The following is a 25,862-nucleotide window of genomic DNA, read 5'->3' on the forward strand; positions in this document are numbered from 1 at the left end:
GTCACTTGACCGAGCCGAGCGTCAGTCCGCGGACGACGAAGCGCTGGCCGAAGAACATGATGAGGACCGCCGGAATGGTGGCGACCACCGAGGCCGCCGCCATCTGGGCGTGCTGGATCTCGTAGTCCTGCGCGAATCGGGCGACGCCGACCGGCACCGTCGCGGTCGCCCGCGAGGTGAGGTTGAGGGCGATCGCGAACTCGTTCCAGCTGAAGATGAAGGCGAGCACGCCAGAGGCGATGAGGCCGGGCACGACCAGGGGCAGGACCACATACAGGAAGGCCTGGATCCGCCGGCAGCCGTCCATCTGCGCCGCCTCCTCGATCTCCCGCGGGATCTCGCGGAAGAAGGCCATCATCAGCCAGACCGTCATGGGCAGGTTGATGGTGACGTGGGTGACGATCAGGCCCGTGTAGCTGTTGTAGAGGCCGATCTCGCGGAAGATCAGGTACCAGGGCCCGACCAGCGTCATCACCGGGATCATATGGAAGAACAGCATCCAGGCGAGGAGCCCGCGGCTGATCCACGGCGACCAGCGGAAACGGTGCAGCGAATAGGCCGCGAGCGTGCCCACGACGAGCACGATCGTGGTCGACACGGTGGCCACCACCATGCTGTTCCACAGCACGCTGGTGAATTTCGACCGCCGCGAGAAGAGCACGTCCTCGTAGTTAGAGAGCGTCGGCTCGAAGATCCAGTTGCCCTGGTAGATGTCGATCTGGAACTTGAACGAGGTCATCAGGATCCACAGGAACGGCCCGACGATCAGGACCGTCGAGACGACCAGGAACACCGAGCCGAGCCAGGTGGCGCGCGTCATGGCCGGTCCCCCGCGCCCGACGCGGTCGCCTGTCGGGCGACCAGCAGGAAGGCCACCACCATGAGGATCATGGTTATCGACAGCATCGCGCCGTAGCCGACGTTGTTCTGGACGAAGAAGATCTTGTAGAGGTGCAGGCTGATCAGCTCGCTCGACGTACCGGGTCCGCCGCCGGTCAGCAGGAAGACCTCGTCGAAGGCCTTGAAGGCCAGGATCGCCCGGAAGATGAAGGCGACCGAGATGGCGGGCTTGAGGAGCGGCAGCATCACGTGCCAGGTCACCTGCCGGTCCGTCGCCCCGTCTATCTTCGCCGCCTCCATGACGTCGACCGGAAGTCCTTCGACCGCGGCGAACAGGATCAGGAAGATGAACGGCACCCAGTGCCAGACGTCCACGATGATCACCGAGACGAGCGCCAGCGTCTGGTCGCCGAGCCAGTTGACCGGCCCGAGCCCGACCAGCGCCAGGCCCTGGTTCAGGACGCCGAAGTCGTAGTTGAGGATCAGCTTCCACATGCTGCCGATGGCGACCGGCGGCACCAGGATGGGCAGGATCATGAGCGTGCGGATCAGCCCCTTGCCGCGCCTGAGCCGGGCGACCTGGATCGCCAGCGCAAGCCCGATCAGGAGCTCGATCGCGACCGAGACGGCGACGAAGATCAGCGTGTTGACGATCGCCGCCTTCAGCACCGGGTCGGTCGCGAAAAAGCGCAGGTTGGCGAGCGGATCGAAGGTCGCCCGGTCCACCCCGTCCACCGTCCGGAACGTGGAGACGCTCATGTGGAGGAGGTTGAGGATCGGATAGACCGAGAGGACGATGAAGATGATCGCCGCCGGCGCCAGGCTCCAGGTGGGAAAGGTCCGATCGAGGAATTCGCCGGCGCGCGACCGCATCCAGTGTCTCCGGAGGGATCCGACAAAAGAGCGGCGCGCCGCGGCGGGCGCGCCGGAGGTGCTGGGAGGCTCGGGGCCGGAACCGGCCGGCGCACCGGGCGGCTCGCCGGGTCGGGAGAGCCCGGGCCGAAGGCCCGGGCCCCGTCTCTCACTCCGGCAGCGGCGGGAGTTTGCCGGTCTTGCGGCCCGTGCGGGTGAAGATCGCCGCGATCTCGTCGGCTGCGAGGTTCAGGGCCTTCGCGGGAGCCAGTTCGCCGATCAGCGCCTGGTTGAGGCGCAGGCCCATGACCTGCTCCACCTCGGCGCTCTCGGCGAAGCCGAGCGTGGGCTGGCCGATCTCGATGGAGGCGAGATAGGCGGGCATCCAGCTGAACTGCGGCTTCTGGGCGAGGTCGGACTTCAGCGTGTCGACGCGAACCGGGATGCCGCCGGCCTCCGCGTAGGCGCGCTGGGCCTCGCCCGTCAGGAACCACTTCATGAAGGCGACCGCCGCCTTCTGCCGGTCGGCCGGCGTGTTCTTCGGCACCGTGAAATTCCAGTTGCCGATGGCGACGCCCGCCTTCTGGCCGGGCACCGCTTGCGGCACCGGCGCGGCCGCGACCTTGCCGGCGACCGCCGACTTGGTCTTGTCCTCGTAGTTGCCCCAGGCGGCGATCACCGTCTGCACCATGGCGGCCTTGCCGCTCGACATGAGCTGGATCACGTCGGCCTGCCCGAGGGAACCGGCATTGGTGGGCGCGCAGGTCTTCATGAGCGTGATGAACTGGTTGAGCGCCGCCAGCACCTTGGGGCTGTTCATCGTCACCGTGTAGTCGCCGCCCGACGCGTCCGCCACCACGTCGACCCCGTGTCCGAGCATGAAGGTGGAGAAGTCGTAGCGGATGCCGTTGCCGCGCTCGCCGCGGGTCACGAAGCCGTACAGGCCCGGCGGGTTCTGCACCTTCTTGCAGGCGGCCAGCACGTCGTCATAGGTCTTCGGCGCCTCGATCCCCGCCTGCTTGAAGAGGTCGGCCCGGTAGGCGACGATATGGATGTTGCAGTTCGGCGGCACGCCCATCAGCTTGCCGCCCGCCGGGGTCCGGTAGCGCTTGTCGGCGTTCCACCAGAAGGTGTTGCCGCATTCCAGGACTTCCTCGGGCAGCTTGATCGAGGCGTCGATCTCGCCGAGCGGCTTCAGGAACCCGGCCTCGTAGAACTCGATGGTCCAGCCCGAGTCCAGGTTGAGGATGTCGTAGGGGCTCGTCGAGCCGCGCACGGCGTTGCGCGCCTTCTCGAGCATGCCGCCATAGGGCGTCACATCGAGGTTCACCTCGTTGCCGGTCTGCTTGACGTAGAGGTCGACCGCCTTCTCGAAGCCGGCGTACCAGGGCGAAGCGTTGATCAGGATGGTGATCGGCGCCTGCTTGCCGACGTCCAGGAACTTGCCCTGGGCGGCGGCCGGCGCCGGGGCCGCGGCCGCGAGGCCCACCAGGGTGGCGCCGGCGACGGCCCGGCGCAGCGCAGCCATGGGATCCAGCATTCTCGTCCTCCCCTTGTCCGGCCGGTCCAGGACCGTCCGTCGGACATCCCGTCCGCCTGTCGTCGGCCAGGCACGCACCCGACCGCCCGGGCCTGATCCGACCCGGTCTCTTCTTGTCCGAGGTATGCTAGGGGCGTTTGACATTCCGAAGAAATGAAAATTGGATCGGCTTCCCATGCACGGAGGCTATCGATGGACCGCAAGATCCGCGCCTTCCTCGCCATCGTCGAGGAGGGCACCCTGACGGCGGCCGCCGAACGCGTGGCGCTCGCCCAGCCGTCCCTGACCAAGCTCCTGAAACGCCTGGAGGCCGAACTCGGCGCGCCGCTCTTCGAGCGCCTGCCGCGCGGCGTGGTGCTCACCCCCTTCGGCGAGCGCTTCCACGAGCGCGCCCGCCGTATCGAGGCGGAATACCGCTTCGCCGTTGAGGAGCTGAGGGCCCTGAAGAACGGCCACCTGCCGGTCCTGAACATCGGGGCGGGCCCGCTCTACCACATGCTGCACATCCCGATCGTCTGCGAGGCGCTCACCCGCGAGTTCCCGCGCACGCGCCTCAACGTCGTCGCCGCCATCAACCGGGTCACTATGCCGATGCTCGCACGCGGCGAGCTGGACGTGGTCTGCGGCGAGCTGAGCCCCGAGGAGCAGATCTACGGCGTCGATTCCATTCCCCTCATGGAGGCCGAGCAGGGCATCATCATGCGCCGCGGCCACCGGCTCGCCGATGCGCCCATGGACGCCGACCATCTGGCCGGCGAGACCTGGGTGCTCTTCCAGCACGACGACCGTGTGCTGCGGGCGCTCGAACGCTTCATGGGCGCCGGCCGCCACGCCTTCACGGTCGCGGTCACCACGTCCTCCCACGCGACCGGGCTTCGGATCGTCTCGGGCTCCGACTACCTGATGCTCGGTCCCGCCCAGCTCGCGCCCGTGATCGAGGAGGCGGGCCTGCTGGTGCGCCGGCCCATTACCCCCATCCGCCGCTTCGAGACCGGCGTCTCGTTGCGCCACTCCGCCCGCTCCATCCCGATCGTCGCCCGCCTCGTCGAACTCGTCGCCGCCTCGACGGCCCGCCAGACGGAGCACCTCGGCGTCCCCATGCCCTGAGGCTATGGCGGGCGGCCCCGAAATCATTTGTCAGGCGCCGGACCGCTTCCCACCCTGCGCCCTCCGCACGATGCGCGAGGGCGCCGCGAGAGCGCCGCCGCGCCTGGAGGAGGCCCGGGGGCCCATGAAAGTCGTCTTCCTGCTGTTCGATTCGCTCAATCGCCACATGCTCGGCCCCTATGGCGGCACGCGCATCCCGACCCCCAACTTCGACCGCCTAGCCCGCCGCTGCGTGACCTTCGACGGCCACCATGTGGGCAGCCTGCCCTGCATGCCGGCGCGGCGCGACCTGCAGACCGGCCGCCTGTCCTTCCTGCACCGGAGCTGGGGCCCGCTGGAGCCCTTCGACAATTCCTTCCCCGAACTGCTCGCCCGCGCGGGCGCCTACAGCCATCTCGTCACCGACCACTACCACTACTTCGAGGACGGAGGTGCCACGTACCACAATCGCTACGACACGTGGGATTTCATCCGCGGCCAGGAGGGCGATCCCTGGAAGGCGATGGTCCAGCCCCACTGGGAGCGGCTGCGCGAGATGTATCACGAGCGCCAGTTCTTCACAGACCGGCGCCACTACAAGGCCCAGGACATTATCAACCGCGAGTTCATCCGGGAGGAGGCCGAGTTTCCGCAGGTGAAGTGCTTCGACGCCGGGCTCGACTTCCTGGAGCTGAACCGCGACGCCGACGGCTGGCTCCTGCAGATCGAGACCTTCGACCCGCACGAGCCCTTCATGGCGCCGGCCCGGTTCAAGGAGGCCTTCAAGACGGGCTGGAACGGCCCGATCCGCGACTGGCCGCGCTACGGCCGCGTCGACGAGCTGCCCGAGGAATGCGAGGAGCTGCGCGCCAACTACTACGCGGTCGTGTCGCTCTGCGACTGGCAGCTCGGCCGGGTGCTCGACGCCTTCGACGCCCACGACCTCTGGAAGGACACGGCCCTGATCCTCACCACCGACCACGGCTTCCTGCTCGGCGAGCACGACTTCTGGGCCAAGAACCGCATGAACATGTACGAGGAGGTGGCCCACATCCCCTTCTTCTTCTACCACCCGACCCGCGGGACCCCGGGCACCCGCCGCCGCGGCCTCACCCAGAACATCGACCTCGCCGCCACCTTCCTGGAGATGTTCGGCGCCGAGCGGCCCGCCGAGATGCAGGGCTTGTCGGTCCTGCCCATGCTGGACGACGACGTCGCGCTGCGCGAGGCGGCGCTCTTCGGCTATTTCGGCGGCGCCATCAACGTCGTCGACGGCCGCTACACCTACCACCGCTTCCCGCTCGATATCGCCACCCAGGAGATCTACCAGTACACCGTGATGCCGACCCACATCCGGTCGATGTTCACGCCCGAGGAGATGCAGGCGACGACGCTCGCCCCGCCGCGGAGCTTCACCAAGGGGGTGCCGCTCCTGAAGGTGCCGGTCATCCACCGCTCGCCCTTCTACGACAACTACGGCCCGGGCTGCCTCCTGGAGAAGGAGACCCGCCTCTACGACCTCGCGGCCGACCCCGGCCAGGACACGCCGCTCGCCGACCCGAACGCGGAGGCCCGCATGGTGTCGCTCATGCGGCGCCTGATGGCCGAGACCGATGCGCCCCCGGAAGCCTACGCCCGCGTCGGCCTGGAGCCTGCGGGCGCATCGTAGGCGATGCGGAAACCCGTGTGTCCGGTGGAGGTGTCGGGCGATCGTCCCATGCGGGCGGCGATCCGGTACCGGTAGCAATAGGAGATGTGGCAGAGATAGGAGCCGCCCTTCATCAGGCGCTCCTTCTCGGCGACCGCCGCCCGGTCCCGGACCCGCGCGTCGCGCGCCATCGAGCGGATGCGGAACGGGTCCTCGCACCACTCCCAGACGTTGCCGACCATGTTGAAGAGCCCGGCCGGCCCGGGCGCGAAGGACTCCGCCGGCGCCGTCCCGAGATATCCGTCGACGGCGGTGTTGAGGTCCGGGAAGCGCCCCTGCCAGATGTTGCAGAGGATGGTGCGGTCGCTCGGCTCCTCGTCGCCCCACGGGTAGCGCCGGTCCTCGGGCCCGCCCCGCGCCGCATGCTCCCACTCCGCCTCCGTGGGCAGCCGCCCTCCGCACCAGGCCGCGAAGGCCCGCGCATCGTTCCAGGTGACGTGCACGACCGGATGTTCCAGACGGTCCTCGATCGAGGACCCCGGACCCTCCGGGGCCGCCCAGGTCGCCCCGTCGATGGCCCGCCACCAGGGCACCTCGTTCGGCGCCGGGGCCGTGACGGTCGGGTCGACGAAGAGCTGGAACACGAAGCTCCAGCCGAACCGCTCCGCCTCGGTGACGTAGCCCGTCGCCGCCACGAAGTCGCGGAAGCGCCCGTTCGTCACCGTGCTGCGCTCCAGGCCGTAGGGCCGGAGCTGCACCTTGCGGCGCGGCCCTTCGCCGTCCGGCTTGAGCATCGGCCGGTCCGTGCCCACGAAGCTCGGCCCCCCCTCGAACCACACCACGTCGCCGGGCGCGCCGCCGCCCGTCCGGGCCTCAGGCAGGGGCGCCGCCTCGGCCGCCCCGCCCCGCGCGAGCCCGCCGCAGCATCCCGATGTCGCGTCCGTCATGCCGCCTCCGCCGCCGTTCCCGGCGCAGCATCGGCCAGCCCCGCGCCGCGCGCAAATGCTTCCTCGGTCCGCCGCCATGCCGCCCGGCTATGGCGAGGCGCACGCAATATCATTTTTTCGCCTGCCGCCCGCACACGATAGTGCCGACACGAACGGGCCCGATCGAGGCCGGACCGCGGGGGGTGGCGGCATGCGGAAGCCGAACGTCATCGTGTTCTTCACGGACCAGCAGCGCCACGACACATCGGGCCTGCACGGCAACCCCATGAACCTCACGCCGAACTTCGACCGCTGCGCGCGGGAGGGCACCCACCTCTTCAACTCCTTCACCTGCCAGCCCCTCTGCGGACCCGCCCGGTCCTCCATGCAGACCGGCCGCTTCGCCACCGAGACCGGCTGCTGGCGCAACCACATCCCGCTCCCGCAGGACGCCGAGACGCTCGCCAAGGTCTTCGGCCGGAACGGCTGGCACACCGGCTACATCGGCAAGTGGCACCTCGGCACCGACGACCCCGTGCCCGGCCCCGAGCGCGGCGGCTACCGGGAATGGCTCGGCGCCAACCTCCTGGAATTCACCTCCGACGCCTACGACACGCGCGTTTTCGACGGCGACGGCCGGCGCGTCAAGCTGCCTGGATATCGGGTCGACGCCCTGACGGACGCGGCCATCCGCTTCGTCGACCGCCACCAGGACGAGCCCTTCTTCCTCTTCCTCTCCTTCTTGGAGCCGCACCACCAGAACTCGATCGACAACTACCCGGCGCCCTACGGCCACACCGTCCTGTCGAACCTGTGGATGCCGCCCGACCTCGACACCCTGCGCGGCTCCGCGCCCTACCACATCGGCGGCTACTACGGCATGGTCCGCCGTCTCGACGAGGCCTTCGGCCGCCTGATGGACGCCCTGCGCAGCCTCGGCCTCCTCGACGACACGGTGGTGATGTTCACCTCCGACCACGCCTGCCACTTCAAGACCCGCAACGACGAGTACAAGCGCTCCTGCCACGAGAGCTCGATCCGGGTGCCCACGCTGATCACCGGTCCCGGCTTCAAGGGGGGCGGCGAGGTGAGGGCGCTCTTCTCCACCGTCGACGTCGCCCCGACCCTCCTCGACGCCGCCGGCCTGGCCGTTCCCGACGGCATGGCCGGCCGCTCGATCCTGCCCGTCCTGCGCGACCCGAAGGCGCCCTGGCGCGACGACGTCTTCTTCCAGATCAGCGAGACCGAGACGGGCCGCGGCGTCCGGACCGCCAAGTGGAAATACGCCGTCACGGCCCCGTACGACCCCGACCGGCCGGACTCCGACGTCTACCGCGAAGCCTTCCTGTACGACCTCGAGAACGATCCCTACGAGCTCGTCAACCTCTCCGGCATGTCCACCTTCCGGCCGGTCGCCGACGACATGCAGGGCCGCCTCCTGCGCTGGATCGAGGCCGTCGAAGGCAAGCGCCCGTCCATCGAGCCTCATGTCGGGGTCGACCCCTTCCAGCGCATCCCTTGGCCCGGCGCCGGGCAGGACCCCGCCCGCCACGCCATCGACCCCTACCGCAGCCCGCTCGCGGTGTGAGCCGGAGGCAGACCCCATGCCCGATCGCGGTCCGCTCGGCACCTTGCTCCGCCTCCTGCGCCGGCTGGTCGGCGCGGGCTACGAGCCGTCGCGCCACTACATGCGCGGTCCCGGTCCGGCGACGCGGGCCCGGCTCGACCGCGAGGCCGGCGACGGCGGAGCCCGGCCCGGCCCAGTCTCCCGGCGCCGCCGCCGCCCGCGCTGACGCTCCGCCACCCCTGGCGAAGGCTTTCGACCCGTGCCATGTGAAGGTCGACCAACCAGGAGACCTCCCATGGCCATCGAGTTCAAGCGCCTCGCCGACGACTTCGCGGTCGCCGAGCAGATCGGCGTCGAAGACGTCCCCGCCATCGCGGCGGCGGGATACCGGGTCATCGTCGGCAACCGCCCCGATCGCGAGGCCCCGGCCGGCCAGCCCGATTTCGTCGAGGTCGCCCGCGCCGCCGGCGCGGCGGGCCTGAAGGCCGAGCACATTCCGTTCCGCGGCGCCGACGTCCGCCCCGACCAGGTCCGCGCGCTCGCCGACCTGATCGAGGCCGGGGAGGGGCCCATCCTCGCCTACTGCCGGTCGGGCACGCGCTCGACCATCCTCTGGGCGGCGGCGAGCGCCGCCCTCGGCCGGGACCTCGGCGAGATCGTCGCCGCCGCGGCCGAGGCCGGCTACGACCTGCGCCCCTATGCCGAGCCGATCACGCTTCTCGGCCGCGCCGCCCGCGGTTGAGCCCGTCCCGCTCCTCCCGCATGCCGGCTGCGGCGGCCGCGCCGGGCCGGTCCGTGCTAGACAGGCTCCCTGTCTGAAGGACGGAGGAGGACACCATGGAGTATCGCACGCTGGGCGGGTCGGGCCTGATGGTCCCGGCCCTCGTCTTCGGCACCGCCACCTTCGGCGGCGCCAGCGAGTTCCTGCGCAAGTGGGGCGCCACCGACGTCGCGGAGGCGACCGAAATGGTCGACATCTGCCTCGATGCCGGCTGCAATGTCTTCGACACGGCCGACAGTTATTCGAGCGGCCTCTCCGAGGAGATCCTCGGCCAGGCCGTCAAGGGCCGCCGCGACCGGCTGCTGATCGCCACCAAGACCGGCATGCCCATGGGCCCGGGGGTCAACGAGCGCGGCACCTCGCGCGAGAAGATCGTCCGCTCCTGCGAGGCGAGCCTGAAGCGGCTCGGCACCGATGTCATCGACCTCTACCAGTTGCACGCCTTCGACGCCCTGACCCCGATCGAGGAGATGCTGCGTGCCCTCGACAGCCTGATGCGGGCCGGCAAGATCCGCTACTACGGCGTCTCCAACTATTCCGGCTGGCACCTGATGAAGATGATCGCGCTCGCCGACCGTCACGGCTTCCCGCGTCCGGTCACCCACCAGGTCTACTATTCTCTGGTCGCCCGCGAGTTCGAATGGGAGCTCATGCCGCTCGGTCTCGACCAGAATGTCGGCACGCTGGTGTGGAGCCCGCTCTCCGGCTCCAAGCTCTCCGGCAAGGTCGGCCGCAACCGCCGTCCGCCGGAAGACAGCCGCGCCGCCACCGACGCCAGCTGGCCCGTGCCCGACGATCAGCTCTTCGCGGTCACCGACGTGCTCGAGGCCGTCTCCGCCGAAGTGGGGCGCTCGATCCCCCAGGTCGCGCTCGCCTGGCTCCTCGCCCGGCCCACCGTCTCGGGCATCGCCATCGGCGCCCGCAACGCGGCGCAGCTGAAGGACAACCTCGCCGCGGCCGACCTGAAGCTCTCCGCCGACCAGATCGCCCGCCTGGACGCGGCGAGCGCCGTCCGGCCGGTCTACCCCTACTGGCACCAGCGCCGCACGTCCCCGGACCGCAACCCGCCGCCGGTAGGCTGAGGGCGACACCCGGGGGGTCTCCCCTCCGCGGCACCGGAAACCCGTGCGAGAGCGGCCCGCGGGCACGGCGCCGCCGTCCCGCCCCGGCCTCTCCACCCTGTCATCCCGGCCTTCGCGCCGGGACCCATTGGCCGATCCTCCTGCACCTCCGCTGGTCGATCGCAAGGCCGAGCCGCGCGGCGCGGCCAATGGGCCCCGGCGCGATGGCCGGGGTGACACCCGTGGGTGTGGTCTTGCCGAAATGGCACTTTTGGGCGCTCGGGGCGGCCGATGGGCATGGGCGCGTCCCTGACCCCTCATGGGCACCGCGCCAGATCCGGCTACCCCAACCGCCCGTACGCGGTCACCAGCCCGGCGATGTGGTCGGTGTCGTCGCCCGCGAGGACGTCGATCAGACCGTGGCCGAGCGCCTCGCGGATCGGACCTTCGATGTCGAGGCCGTAGGCGAGCCGCGCCGCGATCCGGTCCGGCCGCGGCAGGGTGACCCGCACCGCCACCCCGGCGTCATGCAGGGCGCGGCCGTCGTCCGGATGGAACATGTCCGCCTCGATGGCGACCGACGCCGCCCCGGCGCGCTCCGCCACGGCGCGGATGTCCACGTGTCGGGCATGGGTGATGAGCTCGGTCCGGGCCTCGGGCAGGCGCCGGCGCATCTCCACCAGCGAGACGTGGTCGAAGGAGATCACGAGCACGTCGCCGGCCGCCCGCTCCGCCGTCAGGACCGCCGCCAGCCGCTCGATCATGCGGGCCGCACGCTGCCGCTCCTTGATCTCGACGAGGAGTCCCATCCCGTGCCGCCGCGCTTCGGCGAGCGCCTCGGCCAGCGTCGGCACCCGCGTCCCCGCGAAGGCGGGCGAGAACCAGGCCCCGGCGTCGAGCGCCCGGATCTCTGCGAGCGTCAGGGCCGCGGCGCGGCCCTTTCCGGACGTCGTGCGGTCGAGGATCTCGTCGTGCAGGAGCACGACCTCGTCGTCGGCCGTCAGCACTACGTCGATCTCGGCGACCGTCGCGCCGCGCTTCGCCGCCTCGACGAGCGCCGGCAGCGTGTTTTCCGGCGCGCCGATCGAGTGGCCCCGGTGCGCGCAGACATGGACCCGGCCGGCCGCGGAGGCGAGGGGGACGTAGCTCATGGCCGCCGCCCCGGCCGGACCGTGACGGCCAGTCCCTCGTGGTCCGAGATCGCCACCCCTTCGGCGTCGACCGCCGGGATCACCGCCGGATCCCGGCAGTCGAGCCCCCGCGAGAACAGCCAGTCGATCTTGCCGAAGGGCGGCTTGGGCGTGCCGTCCGGCCGCGTCCGCATGGTCGGCGCCATCACGTTGCAGCCCTCCCAGTCGTAGCCGCGCCGGGCCAAGAGGTCGAACATCGGCTCGTAGGGCATCACGCGCACGAGTCGGTCCGGGTCGCGCGCCAGGGCCGGACCGACGACGGCAGGATCGTGCTTCTCGTCCCGGTCGAAGGTCGCCGTGTTGAAGTCGCCGCCGATCAGGACCGGCCGGCCGGGCGCATAGGCGTCGATGGCGTCGAGCATCACCTCGGTCTGCGCCAGCCGGTCGGGGGCGTCCGTGTGGCTCTCGTAGTGCGCCGTGACCAGGACCACCGTCTCGCCCGCCACCTCGACCTCGGTCAGAAGGATGATGCGCCCGCCGACCCGCCGTTCGTGGAAGGCGCCGTCGAACCAGCGTCCGGACGTCTCCAGCCGCGCCAGGGCCGGCCGGCCGAGCGGCAGGCGCGACACGAAGGCCGCCCCGTGCAGTCCGTCCCGGTTCGTCTCGCCCGCGTGCCAGGAGCGCTCGCGCAGGTCCCCGAGCCCGAGCTCGACGAACTCCACCCCGAAGACGTAGCCCGCCTCCAGCGTCGCGGCGAGATCCTCGACCGTGTGCCGCTGCCCGGACCGGGCCATGCCGACGTCCACCTCGCAGAGGATCAGCACGTCCGCTTGCGCCCCGGCCAGCATGGCGGCCGACGCCTCGGCGAATTTCAGCCGCTCGGCGTTCCAGAAGACGAGCCTGAGCGAGTCCCCCGCGGTCGCCGGCCGCGGCGAGGGCCGCTGCTCGACCACGTGCAGCACCTCGAGATCCGCGAAGGCCGCCCCGAATGCGTCCGGGGTCACGGGCCCGTCGACGATCGCCTGCCGGGCGGCGAGGCTCGGCCCCTCGATGCGGGGCACGGTGCGGGTCACGAGCAAGGGTGGAACTCCTCGATGAGGGGCGCGAGCGCCAGGGGGTCGTTGGTCGTGATCTGCCGGCAGCCCGCCCCGATCAGCCGCCGGAGCACGGCCAGGAGGTCCGGGCGGTCCGCGTCGACCGTCCAGGCGTCGACCTCCGCGCCCGCGCGGCCCACGCGGTCGACCAGGTTCACGCCCGCGTCGAGCCCCGCCAGCACGAGCCGGGCCTCCAGGTAGAAGATCGCGGCGTCCGGCGCCGTCCGCAGCGTGAAGGTGCCGAGCGCCTCGAACCAGGCCGGGTCGGCGGGCAGGCGCCGGGTGTAGAAGGCGAGCGGGTCGAAGCCCTTACGGAGTCCCGGGGCGGCCTCCGCCAGGTCCTCGATCGCCTCCCACTCTGCCCCGCCGGCGACGAAGCGGGGCGCGAGGTCGCCCAGCACGGCGCCGATCGCGCGCCGGGCCGCGGCGTCGAGCCGGAACGCCGGCTCCTTCACGTCGAGTTGCACCAGCCCGCCGTCGGGGCGGCCGTGGGCGGCGACCGCGGCCACGACCTCGTCCAGGAACAGGGGCGGGCTGTCGAGGAGGCGGCCGTCCGGCCCGCGCTGCCGCAGCCGCTCGATGTCGGCGCGCGCTGCCGCCGCGACCGGCCCGGTGCCCGACGTCTCCCGGTCGAGCGTCCGGTCGTGCAGGCAGAGGGCATGCCCGTCGCGGGTCAGGACCACGTCGACTTCGCAGGCGGCGCCCGCCTCCAGCGCGGCCCGGAGCGAGTCCCGCTGGTGGGCCGGCTCCGTCTTGCGCCGCCGGAGCATGTGCCACTTGAGGCGGGGCAGCGGCCCCGTCATGCGGCCAGGCTCGTCCTGGCGCCCTCGATCCGCCGGCCGGTCGCCTTGTCGAACAGGAGCGTCTGGGCGAGGCGGAACGGCAGCACGTCCCCGACCGCGTGCCGCGCGAGCGCTCCGGCCTCCAGCGCCCGGACCGGGCCATAGGGGGTCTCGAGGTGGTAGATGGTCTCGCGTCCGTGCGGCTCCAGGTCGACGATCCGCCCGCGCTCCTCGCCGGCGCCGAGCACGACCGCCTCCGGCCGCACGCCCAGCACGGCCTCGCCGTCCGGCATCCCCTCGGCGGCGAGGGTCGCATCCCCGAGCCTGAGCCGTCCGCCCGCCGCCGTGCCGGCCAGGAGGTTGATCGGCGGCGATCCGATGAAGCCGGCGACGAACAGGCTGTCCGGCCGGTGGTAGAGGTCCTCGGCCGTGCCGATCTGCTCGATCCGGCCCTTCGACATGCAGATGATCCGGTCGGCCATCGTGGTCGCCTCCACTTGGTCGTGAGTGACCAGGATGGTGGTGACCCCGAGCTTGCGCTGCAGCCCGCGGATCTCGCTGCGCATGGTGAGGCGGAGCGAGGCGTCCAGGTTGGAGAGCGGCTCGTCGAGGAGAAGGAGTTGCGGCTCCTTGACGAGCGCGCGGGCGAGCGCGACGCGCTGCTGCTGGCCGCCGGACATCTGGCTCGGCTTGCGGTCGAGCAGCTCCTCCACCTGGACGAGCCGCGCGGCCTGGTCCGCCCGGCGGCGCGCCTCCTCCTTCGCCATCGTCTTGAAGCGGAGCGGAAAGAGGATGTTGTCGCGCGCCGTCATGTGCGGGTAGAGCGCGTAGGACTGGAATACGATGCCGACGTTGCGGTCGCGCGCCTCCACGTCGTTGACCACCGCGTCGTCGAACCGGATCTCCCCCTCGCTCGGCGTGTAGAGCCCGGCCAGCATGAAGAGGGTGGTCGACTTCCCGCAGCCCGAGGGCCCGAGGATCGCCACGAATTCGCCGTCGCGGATGTGGAGGTCGGTCGGCTGCACCGCCGTGACCGGACCCCAGTGCTTGGCGACAGATTTCAGCTCGATGCGCGCCATGGCCTAGCCCTTGATGCCGCCGATCGTCATCTGCGCCAAGTAGCGCTGCGAGATCGTGTAGAGCACGATGGAGGGGAGAACGTAGAAGACGCCGATCGCCGAGACGAGAGCATAGTCGGTGCCCATCACGTCCTCGTACATCCAGAAGAGATAGAGGCTCATCGTCCAGTTCGACTTCTCGAACAGGAGCGTGCGGACGAAGACGTATTCCTCCCAGCCGCGCAGGAAGGCGAAGACCGCGACCGCGATGATGCCGACCTTGACCTGCGGCAGGACCACCATCCAGAAGGCCTGTCGCCGCGAGGCCCCGTCCGTCATGGCGCTCATCTCGATGTCCCACGGCACCGCGTCGAAGAAGCCCTTCATGACGAAGATCGCGAAGGGAAGTTCGAGCGCGACCACCACGAGGATAACGCCCGTGAGCGTGTCGAGGAGCCCGATCCAATACATGATCAGGAAGATCGGGATGATCAGCGTCATCGCCGGGAAGGCGTGCAGGACCAGGAGCCCCTTCAGGTAGCCGCCGCGGCCGGGGAAGTCGAAGCGCGACAGGTAGTAGCCCGCCAGCGTCGAGACCGCGACCACGAGGACCATCTGGGTGATCGCGAGCGCCAGCGAGTTGCGGAAGGCGAGCCAGACCGAAGGGTAGGTGTTGCCGACCCCCGCCGAGCCCTTCAGCGTGTCGGCGATGTTGGGGTTCCACAGGAAGCGCCAGTTGGCCGGGTTGAGGTGCGGCCCGGCGACGATCGCCACCCCGGCGACCGTGGCGGCGAGGAGCAGGATCTCGAGCAGGCGCGCCCGCCGCCCGTCGTCGATCGCGACCCGCAGCACCGACCAGATCACGAGCGCCGGCAGCACGATCGCCAGCACCCGCCAGAGCACCACCGTGTCGGCCCCGGTCCGCCCCGAGAAGGCGACGCTGAAGAGCCACAGATACGGCACCACGATGGGCATCGACCCGAGCACCAGCACGCCGTACAGGAAGGCCGTCGACACGGCCCGCCGCCGGCGGGCGCGCGCGGCCAGCGCCGGCCAGTCGGGCGTGTCGGCGGCGGGGCGGGCGAGGGCGGCGTCCATCACTTCACCTCGATCCGCGGGCGCTGCAGCAGGGCGCGCATGTCGAAGAAGCGCCAGAGCACCATCGAGACCGCGATCCCGACCACCACGAGGCCGAGCGCCAGCGCCGCCCCGTAGGCGTACTGGCCGTTCTCGAAGGCGCGCCGGTAGACGTAGAGGGCGTACACGGTGGTGTCGAAGAACGGCCCGCCGTTGGTGATGAGCCAGATGTACTCGAAGCTGACGAGCAGGGAGAGCGCCTGGTAGATCGTCACGAAGGAGAGCTGCCAGCGGATCGCCGGCAGCGTCACGTGCCGCACGATCGAGAGCCCGCCCGCCCCGTCGACCCTTGCGGCGTGGAACAGGTGCTCGGGGATCGAGCGGATCGCGCTCGTGAAGATGATCATCCCGAACGACGCCCCGATGAAGCCGTTGGCGAGCACCACGACGAGCATCGGCGCGTCGCTCTTGGCGTCGACGGGGGGAAACCCGACGGCGCCGAGGATCTGGTTGAGGAGCCCGAAGTTCGTCGGCGCCACCACCCAGCTCCACAGGAGCGCGTAGACCACCGAGGGACTCATGCGCGGCAGGAACCAGATCGCCCGGAAGAAGCCGCCCGCCCGGTCGGGCAGGGCGGTCGTCATCAGGGCGAGCAGGAGCCCGTAGCCGACGTTGAAGATGGCGAGCGTCGCCAGGACGTAGACGAGCGTGACGCCGATGACCCCGGTGAGCCGGGCGTCGCCGCCGAGCATGCGCGCCACGTTGTCGGTCGTGAAGCCGGTCACCTTCAGGTTCCGGCCCATGTCCGTGAAGGCGATCGCGACGTCGACCACCACGGGCAGGGCGAAGAACAGGAACAGCAGCAGGGTGGCCGGACCCAGGAACAGGATCCGGTCGACCCATTGCCGACGTCCGGGCGAGGCCCGGCCGGCCGACGCCGACGTCATGACGCGCCTCGCCCGGCCCGGTTCAGTTGAGCTTCTCGACGACCTTGACCGAGCCCTTCAGCTCGTTGGTCATCTCGTCCTCGAGGAAGAGCACCGCCTTGTCGGGCGTCAGCCGCCCCGTCTCGACGCCCTGCAGCGCCTTGAACAGGATGCCGTTGTAGCGGCCGAAGTCCGGGTGGTTCGGGATGAAGGTCGACCGCGCCAGCATCGGCGTGGCGGCTTCCAGGTACCAGGCGTTCTGGTAGGCCGGCATGCTCTTCTGCCCGTTGGTCACCGCCGTGTGGGCGGTCGTCACCGCATGCTTGGTGTTGTAGTAGGGCAGGGTCGCGTAGGCCACGAGCTGCGCGGCGAGCTCGGCGCGCGGCGACTTGGGGTTCACCACGTAGACGATCGGGTGCGAGAGGTTGGCGGGCTGCCCGCCCTTCACCGCCGCCGGCGCGTGGAACCAGCCGACCTTCTTCTGGAAGAAGGCCTTGTCGTTCGGCCAGTTGGCGCCCTTGGCGTCGCCCAGCATCCACTCCGTCACGGCCCAGACGCCCTGGTGATACGCGAAGGCCTTCTCGGTCTTGAAGGCGCCCTGGATCTCGTCCCAGGACATCGACGTGTTGTTCTTCGGCGTCACGCCGCTGGCCGCGTTCGAGGCGTACCACTCCAGGCCCTTTTTGATCTCGGCCTTGGGCAGGAGCAGCTGTCCGGTCTCCGGATCGACCCACTTGGCGCCGAAGGCGGCGAAGACCATCAGGTAGTCGGGGCCCGGGTTCGGCCGGTGCACGATGCCCATCGTCGCGGCGCCCTTGTCGATCACCTCCTTGGTGAGGGCCGACAGGTCCTGCATCGTGAACTCGCCCTTCTCGACCGCCGCCGGCAGGCCCTCGATGAAGGCCTCGTCCTTGCCGATCTTGCGCAGCATGTCCTTGTTGTAGAAGAACATGCGGATCTCGGAATCCTGCGGGACGGCGTGGATGCGGCCCTTGTACTTCGTCGATTCCCAGAGAATCGGGATGACGTCCGAGAAGGCCCAGGGGTTGCGCTTGACGAAATCCTCCAGGTCCATCGCGTAGCCGGACTTGGCGAACTCGCCGACCCACTCGTGCGCGGCCACGTAGACGTCGGGGCCCTTGTCGACCGCGAAGGCCTTGAGGATGTCGAGCGCGTCGGCGTCGTAGCCGGCGGCGGGTCCCTCGAACACCTCGACCTTGACGGTCTTGTCGGAGCCCGCGGCCTTGAGGCCCGCGTTGAGCGCCTCGGCGGCCGCCACGATGTTGCCGGCCCGCAGCGGTCCGGAGCGGTCGGCGCGTGCCCACAGCTTGACCACGACCTCTTCGGCGGAAGCCGGTACGTGGAAGGAAAGCAAGGTGGTTCCTGCAAGCAATGCGGCGGCTGCGAGCTTCGACATGCTCATTGATAGTCCTCCCGTTGCATGGGCCTCGCTGTGCGCGGGTGCCCTGCCGACACGTGCGACGCGATGTCGGCACGTGATGGCATTTTTGTGTGACAGTTAGGTGCCGGCCCCATCCCCTTGTCAAGCTTGCGGGTGTTTGTCCCCGGGCGGCCTTGGCGCAGGCCAAGCCCTTGCCGTAAAGGGAGGATCGCGACCTTGCGACAAGGCCGGGACCCGCGCGCGACTGGCACGCCGGTTGCTGCGGGAGATCGGGACCGGGCGTCTCGAACCCCCCGCAAGACCGCCCGCCGGAGGAACGCATGAAAATCCTGGTCGCCAACCCGAACACCACGGAAGCTGTCACGGAGCGCCTGCTCGCCGTCGGCCGGGCCGCGGCCGCCCCCGGAACCGAACTCGTCGGCTCCACCGCGCCGCACGGGGTGCCCTACATCTCGAGCCGCGCCGAGGCACAGATCGCCGGCGCGGTGCTGCTGGAGACGCTGGTCGAGTGCGAATCGTCCGTCGATGCCGCCATCGTCGCGGCCTTCGGCGACCCGGGCCTCGGCGGCGCTCGCGAACTGCTCGACATCCCGGTCGTCGGCTACGCGGAGGCGGCCATGGTCACCGCCCTCATGCTCGGCCGCCGATTCGCAGTGGTGACCTTCGCCGAGGCCATGGAGGCCTGGTACCGGGAGACGATCGAGGCCTATGGCCTGACCGAGCGGTCCACGGGCGTACGCTGCGCCGACCGCGGCTTCTCGACCCTGACGGCCGTGCAGGACGAGATGGAGGACTACCTGGTGGAACTCGCGCTCTGCGCCGTGCGCGAGGACGGAGCGGACGTCATCGTCCTCGGCGGCGCGCCGCTCGCCGGCCTCGCCGGCCGGGTCAAGGCCCGCATTCCCGTCCCCTGCGTCGACGCCATGGTGGCCGCCGTCAAGCAGGCCGAGGCCCTCGTCGCGATCGGCCCCGCGAAGCCCACCGCCGGCACCTTCCGTCGTCCGCTGAAGAAGCCGAGCACCGGCCTCGCCCCCGCGCTCGCGGCCCGCATCGCCGGGGAGCATTGAACCGTCAGGCCCGGCGGCGTGCGCCGGGTCAGGCAGGCTCGCCTGCTTGCTTGCCCTTTGCCCGAAACATGAGCATAGGTTGCCTTCTTGACCTTAGGGCAGGTGCAAGGCTCGGCGGGCGTGTACGCGGCGGTGCGTCGAGCCGTGGCCGGAAGGCCCGCAGGTAAATCCGTTTCATGGTCCACCCGCCGCCGAAGAAGGTGCCGCTGATGCCCAAGACGACGCTCGTTCCGCCGAACCTCTCCTTCCAGCCCCGCCCGTCCTACCCGTATTCGCCCGGCGCCGCGGCCGCGGGCTTCGTCTATACGGCCGGCCAGGTCGCCTGGAATCACGAGGGCAAGCTGGTCGGGCACGGCGACGTCGCCGCGCAGACCCGCCAGGTCCTCTCCAACATCCGCTCGATCCTGGCGGAGGCCGGCGCCGGCATGGAGGACGTCCTCAAGTGCACGGTGTACCTCGCCGACATCCGGACCTTCGCGGCCATGAACGCCGTCTTCGCCGAGGTCTTCCCGCATCAGCCGCCGGCACGCACCACCGTCCAGGCCGCCCTTGCCGAGCCTGAGATGCTGGTCGAGATCGAGGCGATCGCCTACCGCGCTCCCTAGCCTTCCGAGGCCCCCCGCGCGAGGGCGCCGCCGCTGCAGCGTGACGCCCGCTTCCACCATGATCGTATCCGTGACCGGATCGATCGCGCGCAGCCGATCGAGGCGGGTCGGCGGCAGCGCGATCTCGTCGCCGTAGAGTCGCGGTAGAACGGACTTTTTCCCCCCCGCCAATCCGGTGTTGCCCCCTGGGCCACGACGGGGACGCGCTGCGCCGAGGCGAGCCGCATCACCCCCGCGACATCCGCCCTGCTGCCCGGACGCACCGCCCATTCTGACCCCGCCCGAGTCCGCGCCATCCGACGAGGAGAGGCGCCATCCCGCCGTGGTCGGTCACCGCGCGGCGGCTGCCGACGATCGCGGCGGCCCTTCGAGGAGGGACCCGTTCCCGGGAAACGCGAAGGGAGGTGTCAGGGACGGTTCCTGCCGATCGCTCCGGTGGAGCGCCATGGCCGATATCAAGTGGAAGTTCGAAAATCCATATGTTGCTTCCGACCAGATACGATTGTATGGGAATGACCGGGAGACGCGAAGCCGGACGTCCGCCGGAGAGACCGGACGCCGAGCTCCAGGGACCGGGATCATGAGCCGAGCGCTGTTCATCCACGGACCGCACGAAGCGCGCGTGGCGCCCTTCAATCTGCGGGAGGGCAGGCCCGGCGAGGTGCTGCTCGACGTCGCCTCGGTCGGTCTCTGCGGCAGCGACCTGCACTATTTCAAGGACGGCGGCATCGGCGCCGCGGTCATCAAGGCCCCCTTCGTCCCCGGCCACGAGTTCGGCGGCTTTCTTTGCGAGGATCTCGAGGACCGCGGCCTCGCCCGGGGCACCCTCGTCGCCGTCGATCCCAACAAGGCCTGCGGGCACTGCGAGTGGTGCCGCGAGAACCACCCGAACCTCTGCCCGAACGTCGAGTTCATCGGGGCGCCGCCCTTCGACGGGGCCATGACGGACCGCATCTGGGTGCCGGCGTCGCAGATCGTCCCGCTGCCCCCGGCCTTCGACCCGCTCGATGCCGTCATGCTCGAACCGCTCGGCGTCGCCATCCATGCGGTCGACCTCGCCAAGCCCCGGCTCCTGGAGCGGGTCGGCGTGCTCGGCTGCGGTCCGATCGGCCTGCTCGTGATCCAGGTGCTCAAGGCCGCCGGCGCGGGCGAGATCTTCGCCTGCGATCCCCTCCCGCACCGCCGTGCCATGGCCGAGCGGGTCGGCGCCGACCGGGTCGGTGAGGCCGTGGCCGATATCGTCGCATGGTCCGGCGGCGGCTGCCCGCTCGTGCTCGAGGCGACCAATTCGCCGAACGGCTTCCGCGAGGCCGTCCTCGCCACCCGCATCGGGGGGCGCATCGTGTTGGTCGGCATCCCCGACGGCGACACCTACACGCTGCCCGCCGCCGACGCGCGGCGGCGCGGCCTCAAGATCAAGTTCGCCCGCCGGATGGGGGAGGTCTATCCGCGGGCCATCGAACTCGTCGCGACGGGGAAGGTCGACGTCCGCTCGATCGTCACCCACCGCGTCGGGCTGGAAGAGGCGCCGCGAGTGTTCGAAGCGCTCGCCGCGAACCAACCGGGCTACGTCAAGGCCCTGATCGACCCGAGGCCCTGACCGGCCGCAGCGGGTCAAGCCGGCGCGCGCGGCGTGCCGTTCGAAACGGGAGGAATGAAAATGAGAAAATGGCTTCTGGCATCCCTGAGCGCGCTGGCCATCACCGCCGGCGCGTCGCTGACGGCTCCCGCCCCCGCCTCGGCGCAGTGGGCGATCGAGAAGGCCGCGGCGCCCTTCAAGGGCACGCAGATCAACGTCATCTTCCTCGACCGGCCCGGCTATCGCGCGGTCATCAAGCTGCTGCCGGAATTCGAGAAGAAGACCGGCATCAAGGTCAACTACGAGATCGTCCCCTACGAGAACACCCGCGAGAAGCAGGTGCTGAACTTCAACTCCAAGGGCGATCTGACGATGGCCCTGGTCGACCTGGTCTGGATCGGCGAGTTCGCCGAGAACGGCTGGATCGAGCCGATCGAGAAATTCTCGGGCGACGCCTCGATCACCGACCCGAACCTCAACCTCAAGGGCTTCTTCCCGCTCCTGCTCGACGCCTTCGGCTCCTGGGGCGGCAAGGTCTACGGCCTGCCCTTCGACAACTATTCGGGGCTGCTCTTCTACAACCAGTGCATGCTGAAGGCGGCCGGCTTCGACAAGCCGCCGGCGACCTGGGACGAGGTGCTGAACGTCTACGGCCCGAAGCTGACCGACCCGGCCAAGAAGCAGTATGCCTTCGCGCTGCAGTCGCTGCGCGGCGAGACCCAGTCGGCCGACAGCTTCATGCGCGTGCTGTGGCCCTTCGGCGGCTCGCTGCTCGACAAGAACTTCAAGTCGAACCTGCTCTCCAAGGAGAGCCAGGCCGGCCTCAAGTTCCGCCAGGACCTCATGAAGATCATGCCTCCGGGCGTCGCCGCCTACGACCATTCGGAGGCCGTCAACGCCCTGGCCCAGGGGCAGGTGGCGATGATCACCGAGTGGTCGGCCTTCTACGGCACGCTGACCGACCCGAAGACCTCCAAGCTCGGCGACTGCCTCGGCGTCGCGCCCGAGCCGGCGGGTCCGGCCGGCCGCCTGCCGGCGCTCGGCGGCTTCTCCCTCGCGGTCGCCTCGCAGGCCACCGACGCGCAGAAGAAGGCGTCCTGGATCTTCATCCAGTGGGCCACCTCCGAGGAGATCGCCCGCGCCTATGTCGAGGCCGGCGGCGTCTCGGGCCGCACCTCGATCTACGAGCAGCCCGACATCAAGGCGAAGTACAAGTTCGTCGAGCCGATGGTCGCCTCCTGGCAGAAGGGCGTTCCCGAGTTCCGCCCGCGCTTCCCGGCCTGGCCGGCGATCTCCGAGATCGTCGCGGAGTTCGGCTCCAAGATGATGCTCGGCGAGGTCTCCACGGAGGAGGGCGCCAAGCAGATCGGCGCCCGCATGGAAGACATCCTCAAGAAGGAAGGCTACTACGACGGCAAGAAGGCGCTGCGTCAGTGACGTGATCGCCCGGGCGGCGGGCGGCCCCGCGCCGTCTCCGCCCGGGCCTCGCGCCGAACCCCGTCCGGGCGGCCTCCGCCCGGACGGCGCCGTCCGGCCCGCCCCGCGGGCGGGTCCGAGCCGATGTCTTCTCTCCGGGGGAAGCCCATGAAGACCCTCTACCATGCCGCGCTCGACGATCTCGCGCGCGTGTTCGACCGCATCGACGAGGCGGCCGTCGACCGGGCCGTCGAGGAGATCGCCCGCGCCGGCCGCATCGCGCTCTACGGCGTCGGCCGCGAGGGCCTGCAGATCAAGGGCTTCTGCATGCGCCTCTTCCACCTCGGCCGTAAGGCCGCGATGGTGGGCGACATGACGACCCCGCATCTCGGCACCGGCGACCTCCTCGTCGTCTCCGCCGGTCCCGGCCATTTCTCGACCGTCGAGGCCCTGATGGGCGTCGCCCGGCGCGACGGCGCGCGCACCCTGGTGGTCACCGCCCAGCCCGCGGGCGCCTGCGCCCGGGCCGCCGACCTGGTGCTCCCCGTCCCGGCCCAGACCATGGCGGACGATTCCGGTCCCGCCGTCTCGGTGCTGCCGATGGGCTCGCTCTACGAGGGCGCGCAGTGCATCCTGTTCGAGGTGATGATCCTGAAGCTGCGCGACCGGCTCGGCGTGACCGCCGAGGCGATGCGCGCCAATCACACGAACCTGGAATGAGGCCATGACGGCGACCGCGGTCGATCCCGAGGCGAAGCCCGCACCGAGCGCCTCGCCGCGCCACCATCCCGGCTACGGCCGCTGGACGCCGTTCCTGTTCCTCGCGCCGGCGGTGCTGGCGCTCCTCGCCATCGGCATCTACCCGACCATTTTCGCGGTGGTCACGTCCTTCCGCCGCTACAACATCACCCGCCGCGCCGACCAGCTCGACGGCTTTCCCTTCGTCGGCCTCGACAACTACCTCTCGGTGCTGCGCGACCAGAGCTTCTGGGACAGCCTCCTGCTCACCGGCAAGTTCTACCTGACGGTGGTGCCGCTCCAGATCGTCCTCGGCCTGCTGATCGCGCTCATGCTGCACAAGCCCGGCTGGGGCTTCCTGCGGGCGATCACCCGCGTGTCCCTGGTCGTGCCGCTGGCGACCACCTACGCGGTCGTCGGCCTGATCGGGCGGCTGATCTTCAACCGCGACTTCGGGGTCGCCAACCAGTTCATGGACTGGCTCGGCATCGCCTCGTCCGACTGGCTGGGCAACCCCACCGGCGCCTTCGTGGCGATCGTCGTCATGGACGTCTGGCAGTGGACGCCCTTCGTCGCCCTCATCTTCCTCGCCGGCCTCTCGATGGTGCCCGTCGAGATCGAGGAGGCGGCGCGGCTGGAAACCAAGAGCCACTGGGCGCTGCTGCGCCATGTGCAGCTTCCCTACATGCTGCCCGGCCTCACCGCGGTCCTCATCCTGCGCTCGGCCGACGTGCTGAAACTTTTCGACATGGTCTTCGTGATGACCCGGGGCGGCCCGGGAGCGGCGACCGACCTGATCTCGATCTACGTCCAGCGCACCGGCTTCAAGGTCTTCGACCTTGGCGTCGCCTCCGCGCAGGCGATCCTGCTGCTCGTGCTGACCATCGTGCTGAGCCGCATCTACATCCGCATCTTCTACCGGGAGATCGAGTGATGAGCCATTCGCGCCTCGGCTCGGCCCTGCACGCCCTCGGTCTCCTGATCGTGCTCGCGGTCGCGCTCTTCCCCTTCTACTGGATGGTGACGTCCAGCCTGAAGGATCAGACCGAGCTGCTCGCCTCGCCGCCGCACTGGCTCTTCGTGCCGACCCTGGCCAACTACGAGGACATCTTCGCCGACACCAAGGTGACGACCGCCGTCCTCAACTCCCTGATCGTCGCGTCCTCCACCACGGTGCTCTCCATCCTGCTCGGCACGCCCGCCGCCTACGCCCTGGCGCGCTTCGAGTTCCGCGGCAAGGCGGACCTGTGGTTCTGGTTCATCTCCAACCGGATGATCAGCCCGATCGTGCTGGCCCTGCCGGTCTACCTCCTCTCCCGGCAGGTCGGGCTTCTCAACACCCATGCGGTGCTGGTCCTCATCTACCTGACCTTCAACCTGCCGATCGTGGTCTGGATCTGCACCGACCAGTTCCGCTCGATCCCGCGCGACCTGGAGCAGTCGGCGCGGCTGGAGGGGGCCAACCAGTTCGACATCTTCTGGCGGATCTACCTGCCGCTCGGCCTGCCGGGCGTGGCCGTCTCCGCCATCTTCGCCTTCATCTTCTCCTGGAACGAACTCCTCTATGCCCTTGTGCTGATCACCAGCCAGGGCCTGAAGACGGCGCCGGTCGTGGCGACGAACTTCATGTCTGGCTACGAGCTACCCTGGGGAAAGATCATGGCGACCGGCACCGTCATCGTGCTGCCGGTCACCGTCTTCGCGCTGCTGGTCAGCCGCCACATGGTGCGTGGCCTGACCATGGGCGCGACCAAGTGAGGCCAACGAGCGGGGAGGGGTCCGTGGGGATACCGTTCGGCATCAATCTGTCCTTCTGCGTCAAGCGCTGGGTCACGCCGGCGCTCTGGGCCCCGCTCGTCGCCGAGGACCTCGGCCTCGACCTCGTCCAGCTCTCCTTCGACCTCGTCGACCCGGCCTGGCCGGACGGCCTCCTCGACCGCCTGGCGGGCGACATCCGCCGCGAGACGGCGCGGGCGGGCGTGACCGTCCACAGCGCCTTCATCGGCCTCGCCCACTACACCTTCAACCAGATGCTCCATCCGGACCCCGAGGTGCGCGACGTCGCCGAAGCCTGGCTGAAGCGCGCCTACCGGGTCGCCGCCGCGGCCGGCATCACCCGGGTCGGCGGGCCGCTCGGCGCCGTCGCGTCCCGCCGCGACGGACGCGAGGCGGAGAGCCTCGACCCGGCCGACTACGCCGACCTGATCGCCCGCATGCACCGCCTCGCCGAGGCTGCGCGCGCCGAGGGCCTGACCGAGCTCTACGTCGAGCCGACGCCGATGCGCCGCGAATGGCCCTGGACGGTCGCCCAGGCGCTGCGCATGGCCGAGGACACGGCCGGCGCCGCCGTCCCCTGGAAGTTCTGCGTCGACTGGGGGCACGGCACCTTCGAGCCGCTCTACGGTCGCTATCGGGCCGGCATGGCGGAGTGGTATCGCGCGCTCGGCGCCCGCATCGGCGCGATCCACATCCAGCAGACCGACTTCCAGCTCGACCGCCACTGGGACTTCACCGAGCCCGGCGCCGTCGATCCGGCTGCCGCCGCGGCGCTTCAGCGTGCGAACGGGCTTGATGACGTGCCCGTCTTCCTGGAGGTTTTCTATCCCTTCGAACGCGACGACGCGTCGATCCTCGACGCGGTCCGGCGCTCGGCGGCGATCCTGAAGCCCGCTTTCGCCTGAGGTCCT

The 25,862-nt window shown here is 70.1% G+C and carries 25 protein-coding genes; 14 read left to right on the forward strand and 11 right to left on the reverse strand.

Going from position 1 to position 25,862, the window contains the following annotated elements; genetic code table 11:
* Position 1 precedes the first annotated feature (1 nt).
* The 3 genes from WBG79_RS09085 to WBG79_RS09095 form a co-directional block, all read right to left on the reverse strand.
* Positions 2–820 carry a carbohydrate ABC transporter permease gene (locus tag WBG79_RS09085; protein WP_337356788.1) on the reverse strand — a complete coding sequence of 273 codons (819 nt, stop codon included), beginning with the start codon at positions 818–820 and terminating at the stop codon, positions 2–4.
* A complete protein-coding gene (locus tag WBG79_RS09090; protein WP_337356789.1) occupies positions 817–1,713 on the reverse strand; it encodes a carbohydrate ABC transporter permease in 897 nt (298 codons plus the stop codon). Before WBG79_RS09090 ends, WBG79_RS09085 begins: the two co-directional genes overlap by 4 nt.
* Before the next feature lie 148 nt (positions 1,714–1,861).
* Positions 1,862–3,232 (reverse strand): ABC transporter substrate-binding protein, encoded by a 1,371-nt coding sequence (locus WBG79_RS09095; protein WP_337356790.1) that lies wholly within the window; start codon positions 3,230–3,232, stop codon positions 1,862–1,864.
* A gap of 192 nt (positions 3,233–3,424) precedes the next feature.
* Between WBG79_RS09095 and WBG79_RS09100 the strand changes: the two genes are divergently transcribed.
* Both WBG79_RS09100 and WBG79_RS09105 read left to right on the forward strand, forming a co-directional pair.
* Positions 3,425–4,339 carry a LysR family transcriptional regulator gene (locus tag WBG79_RS09100; protein ID WP_337356791.1) on the forward strand — a complete coding sequence of 305 codons (915 nt, stop codon included), beginning with the start codon at positions 3,425–3,427 and terminating at the stop codon, positions 4,337–4,339.
* A 124-nt stretch (positions 4,340–4,463) separates the two neighbouring features.
* Entirely contained in the window at positions 4,464–5,987 is a 1,524-nt protein-coding gene (locus WBG79_RS09105) for a sulfatase (protein ID WP_337356792.1), read from the forward strand.
* On the opposite strand, the gene WBG79_RS09110 is transcribed toward WBG79_RS09105, so the two are convergent.
* A complete protein-coding gene (locus WBG79_RS09110; protein WP_337356793.1) occupies positions 5,948–6,913 on the reverse strand; it encodes a formylglycine-generating enzyme family protein in 966 nt (321 codons plus the stop codon). The two genes, WBG79_RS09105 and WBG79_RS09110, sit on opposite strands and share 40 nt — an antisense overlap.
* Positions 6,914–7,103: 190 nt before the next feature.
* On the opposite strand from WBG79_RS09110, the gene WBG79_RS09115 reads away from it, so the two are divergent.
* From WBG79_RS09115 to WBG79_RS09130, 4 genes are all read left to right on the forward strand, one after another.
* The gene (locus WBG79_RS09115) at positions 7,104–8,480 is read left to right on the forward strand and encodes a sulfatase-like hydrolase/transferase (protein WP_337356794.1); all 1,377 of its coding nucleotides are present in this window, start codon (positions 7,104–7,106) and stop codon (positions 8,478–8,480) included.
* Between the two features lie 16 nt (positions 8,481–8,496).
* The gene (locus WBG79_RS09120) at positions 8,497–8,685 is read left to right on the forward strand and encodes a hypothetical protein (RefSeq protein WP_337356795.1); all 189 of its coding nucleotides are present in this window, start codon (positions 8,497–8,499) and stop codon (positions 8,683–8,685) included.
* Positions 8,686–8,754: 69 nt separating this feature from the next.
* Positions 8,755–9,201, forward strand: coding sequence for a TIGR01244 family sulfur transferase (locus WBG79_RS09125; protein ID WP_337356796.1), 447 nt, complete (start codon positions 8,755–8,757; stop codon positions 9,199–9,201).
* Between the two features lie 95 nt (positions 9,202–9,296).
* Positions 9,297–10,322: an aldo/keto reductase gene (locus tag WBG79_RS09130; protein WP_337356797.1), complete on the forward strand. Its 1,026-nt coding sequence runs from the start codon at positions 9,297–9,299 to the stop codon at positions 10,320–10,322.
* A gap of 320 nt (positions 10,323–10,642) precedes the next feature.
* On the opposite strand, the gene WBG79_RS09135 is transcribed toward WBG79_RS09130, so the two are convergent.
* Genes WBG79_RS09135 through WBG79_RS09165 form a run of 7 tightly spaced genes read right to left on the reverse strand, consistent with a single transcriptional unit; the run spans position 10,643 to position 17,791 of the window.
* Positions 10,643–11,452 (reverse strand): glycerophosphodiester phosphodiesterase, encoded by an 810-nt coding sequence (locus WBG79_RS09135; protein ID WP_337356798.1) that lies wholly within the window; start codon positions 11,450–11,452, stop codon positions 10,643–10,645.
* Complete coding sequence (locus tag WBG79_RS09140) at positions 11,449–12,504, reverse strand: endonuclease/exonuclease/phosphatase family protein (protein WP_337357915.1); 1,056 nt, start codon at positions 12,502–12,504, stop codon at positions 11,449–11,451. Before WBG79_RS09140 ends, WBG79_RS09135 begins: the two co-directional genes overlap by 4 nt.
* A complete protein-coding gene (locus tag WBG79_RS09145) occupies positions 12,501–13,328 on the reverse strand; it encodes a glycerophosphodiester phosphodiesterase (RefSeq protein WP_337356799.1) in 828 nt (275 codons plus the stop codon). The genes WBG79_RS09140 and WBG79_RS09145 overlap by 4 nt, the downstream gene beginning before the upstream one ends.
* Positions 13,325–14,386 carry an ABC transporter ATP-binding protein gene (locus WBG79_RS09150; RefSeq protein ID WP_337356800.1) on the reverse strand — a complete coding sequence of 354 codons (1,062 nt, stop codon included), beginning with the start codon at positions 14,384–14,386 and terminating at the stop codon, positions 13,325–13,327. The genes WBG79_RS09145 and WBG79_RS09150 overlap by 4 nt, the downstream gene beginning before the upstream one ends.
* A gap of 3 nt (positions 14,387–14,389) precedes the next feature.
* Entirely contained in the window at positions 14,390–15,463 is a 1,074-nt protein-coding gene (locus tag WBG79_RS09155) for a carbohydrate ABC transporter permease (RefSeq protein WP_337356801.1), read from the reverse strand.
* On the reverse strand, positions 15,463–16,389 hold the full coding sequence (locus WBG79_RS09160) for a carbohydrate ABC transporter permease (RefSeq protein WP_337356802.1): 927 nt from the start codon (positions 16,387–16,389) through the stop codon (positions 15,463–15,465). The genes WBG79_RS09155 and WBG79_RS09160 overlap by 1 nt, the downstream gene beginning before the upstream one ends.
* A 22-nt stretch (positions 16,390–16,411) precedes the next feature.
* Positions 16,412–17,791 carry an ABC transporter substrate-binding protein gene (locus WBG79_RS09165; RefSeq protein ID WP_337356803.1) on the reverse strand — a complete coding sequence of 460 codons (1,380 nt, stop codon included), beginning with the start codon at positions 17,789–17,791 and terminating at the stop codon, positions 16,412–16,414.
* Positions 17,792–18,090: 299 nt separating this feature from the next.
* On the opposite strand from WBG79_RS09165, the gene WBG79_RS09170 reads away from it, so the two are divergent.
* The 8 genes from WBG79_RS09170 (at position 18,091) to WBG79_RS09205 (ending at position 25,856) form a co-directional block, all read left to right on the forward strand.
* On the forward strand, positions 18,091–18,837 hold the full coding sequence (locus WBG79_RS09170) for an aspartate/glutamate racemase family protein (RefSeq protein WP_337356804.1): 747 nt from the start codon (positions 18,091–18,093) through the stop codon (positions 18,835–18,837).
* Positions 18,838–19,046: 209 nt separating this feature from the next.
* Positions 19,047–19,442, forward strand: a complete 396-nt coding sequence (locus WBG79_RS09175) for a RidA family protein (protein ID WP_337356805.1) — start codon at positions 19,047–19,049, stop codon at positions 19,440–19,442.
* Positions 19,443–20,022: 580 nt separating this feature from the next.
* Positions 20,023–21,042, forward strand: a complete 1,020-nt coding sequence (locus WBG79_RS09180) for a zinc-dependent alcohol dehydrogenase (protein WP_337356806.1) — start codon at positions 20,023–20,025, stop codon at positions 21,040–21,042.
* 60 nt (positions 21,043–21,102) lie between these two features.
* Positions 21,103–22,458: an ABC transporter substrate-binding protein gene (locus WBG79_RS09185; RefSeq protein ID WP_337356807.1), complete on the forward strand. Its 1,356-nt coding sequence runs from the start codon at positions 21,103–21,105 to the stop codon at positions 22,456–22,458.
* A gap of 147 nt (positions 22,459–22,605) precedes the next feature.
* Complete coding sequence (locus tag WBG79_RS09190; RefSeq protein WP_337356808.1) at positions 22,606–23,157, forward strand: SIS domain-containing protein; 552 nt, start codon at positions 22,606–22,608, stop codon at positions 23,155–23,157.
* Between the two features lie 4 nt (positions 23,158–23,161).
* Positions 23,162–24,109 carry a carbohydrate ABC transporter permease gene (locus WBG79_RS09195; protein ID WP_337356809.1) on the forward strand — a complete coding sequence of 316 codons (948 nt, stop codon included), beginning with the start codon at positions 23,162–23,164 and terminating at the stop codon, positions 24,107–24,109.
* The gene (locus tag WBG79_RS09200; protein WP_337356810.1) at positions 24,109–24,933 is read left to right on the forward strand and encodes a carbohydrate ABC transporter permease; all 825 of its coding nucleotides are present in this window, start codon (positions 24,109–24,111) and stop codon (positions 24,931–24,933) included. Before WBG79_RS09195 ends, WBG79_RS09200 begins: the two co-directional genes overlap by 1 nt.
* Positions 24,934–24,956: 23 nt before the next feature.
* Positions 24,957–25,856 carry a sugar phosphate isomerase/epimerase family protein gene (locus tag WBG79_RS09205; RefSeq protein WP_337356811.1) on the forward strand — a complete coding sequence of 300 codons (900 nt, stop codon included), beginning with the start codon at positions 24,957–24,959 and terminating at the stop codon, positions 25,854–25,856.
* Positions 25,857–25,862: the final 6 nt, after the last annotated feature.

The sequence above is a fragment of the Prosthecomicrobium sp. N25 genome, assembly GCF_037203705.1.
Lineage (GTDB): Bacteria > Pseudomonadota > Alphaproteobacteria > Rhizobiales > Ancalomicrobiaceae > Prosthecodimorpha.